This window comes from Methylocucumis oryzae, assembly GCF_000963695.1.
Lineage (GTDB): Bacteria > Pseudomonadota > Gammaproteobacteria > Methylococcales > Methylomonadaceae > Methylovulum > Methylovulum oryzae.
Genome location: NZ_LAJX01000360.1, coordinates 1 through 1,560, shown reverse-complemented (window position 1 = coordinate 1,560; position 1,560 = coordinate 1). Strand labels below are relative to the sequence as shown.

1 protein-coding gene is annotated in these 1,560 nt (G+C 44.3%); it reads left to right on the top strand.

All coding sequences use genetic code 11. From position 1 onward, the window contains the following. Window positions 1-117 precede the first annotated feature (117 nt). Window positions 118-1,461: an IS4 family transposase gene (locus VZ94_RS21575; RefSeq protein WP_109867750.1), complete on the top strand. Its 1,344-nt coding sequence runs from the start codon at window positions 118-120 to the stop codon at window positions 1,459-1,461. Window positions 1,462-1,560 lie beyond the last annotated feature (99 nt).

The window sequence follows — 1,560 nt, the reverse complement described above, 5'->3', positions numbered from 1 at the left end:
CGATAGAGGGGCTAACCCGGGCATCAATACTGTTGATTTTAGCACCTAACTTGTTATATCTATATGATATTTAATAAATTTATTGCTTGTTATGGAAGTTGATAAAAAACAGAATACTTGCTGCTAAATTTCTATCAGCAACTCACAAACCTACTTCTTACATTTTGCCAAAACCTAGCCAAGAAAAAAGCTGGAGATTTCACTAAAAATCGCAAGTTACCTTTACTTCATCTTATCCTGACCCTGTTGTTTCTAGCAGGAGGTTCGCGATTTGAAGGTGTAGACATTAAGCTAAGTCAGTTTTATAAGGCCATGCGGCAGAATGGGCTATGGCCACAAGCAACCTCCTTGCATCGTAGCGCACTGACTAAAGCGCGTAGCAAGCTCGATTGGTCGGCATTAGCGGATTTGTTACATAAGATAGTCGATTTGGCGTATGTGGTTTTCCCGTCGCGTGAGGAATATAGGTGGCAGGGTTTCAATGTTTTTGGTATTGACGGCTCCAAATTCAATCTACCTTCAGCTCAAGTCTTACGGAAGGAATTTGATCCCGACAGTGGTTTAAACACGCCCGGCAAAGGTCATTACCCACAAGCGGTCATCAATACGGTGTATGACGTATTTCGGCGCATACCAGTCAGACGCAGTGTTTGCTCGATTCAGGATGGCAATGAACGTGAACAAGCACTCGCGTTGATAACGGGATTACCCAAAGACAGTGTCTTACTCTTCGACCGAGGTTATCCTAGCTATGCCTTTATCCTCGCGTTGATTGAGCAAGCGCACTGTTTTTTAATCCGATGTCCGGCACAATCAACCTTTGCCGTCGTTGAAGAGTTTGTACAATCAAGCAAAAAAGAGGCGTTTGTTTATCTCACGCCGAGTAATTCTTTTCAGCGTCGACACCGTAAAGATGAGCATGAACACCTATCGTTAAGGCTTCGCCTTATTCGTTTACCTCATCCGGACGGCACGGTATCCGTGCTTATTGCCCATCTGCCAAACACAGCGATTCCTTATCCGGCGATTATTAATCTTTACTATCGCAGGTGGGGCATTGAAAATCATTATCGCGATGAAAAAGTCGGCTTCGAAGTCGAACGCTTCCATGCTAAAACCGTTAATGGCGTGCGGCAAGAACTGTTCGCTATCCTTATTGTTTGCGTCATTGCTCGCACCCTTTCCGCTTTGTCCGTAGCATCCGAATCAGTAGAAACTGAGAAATGCTACAAAGCGCCGCAATTGAAAAATGCTGTTAAATCGGTGGCGCGAGATATAGCCGTGTTCTTGGTCATCAATTCCGGGCGTGCCTTAACTCTTTTCTTCGAGTTAGTTGATTCTATTCGACGAGTTGTTTATTACCGACCGAAGACGCCCAAGCCATCAAAACCTCGTGTTAATAAAGGCGTTCCTAATAAGTGGAAAGAAAAGCGGGCTAAGAAAATGGGTGCTACTGGCTAAAGTCAACAGTATTGGGGGCTGCCGGTATCTTAACGTTACGGGCATTAGTTTTAACGGCTCATAGGTGGACACAGTTTTGGCAAAAAATAAATCTCTTTG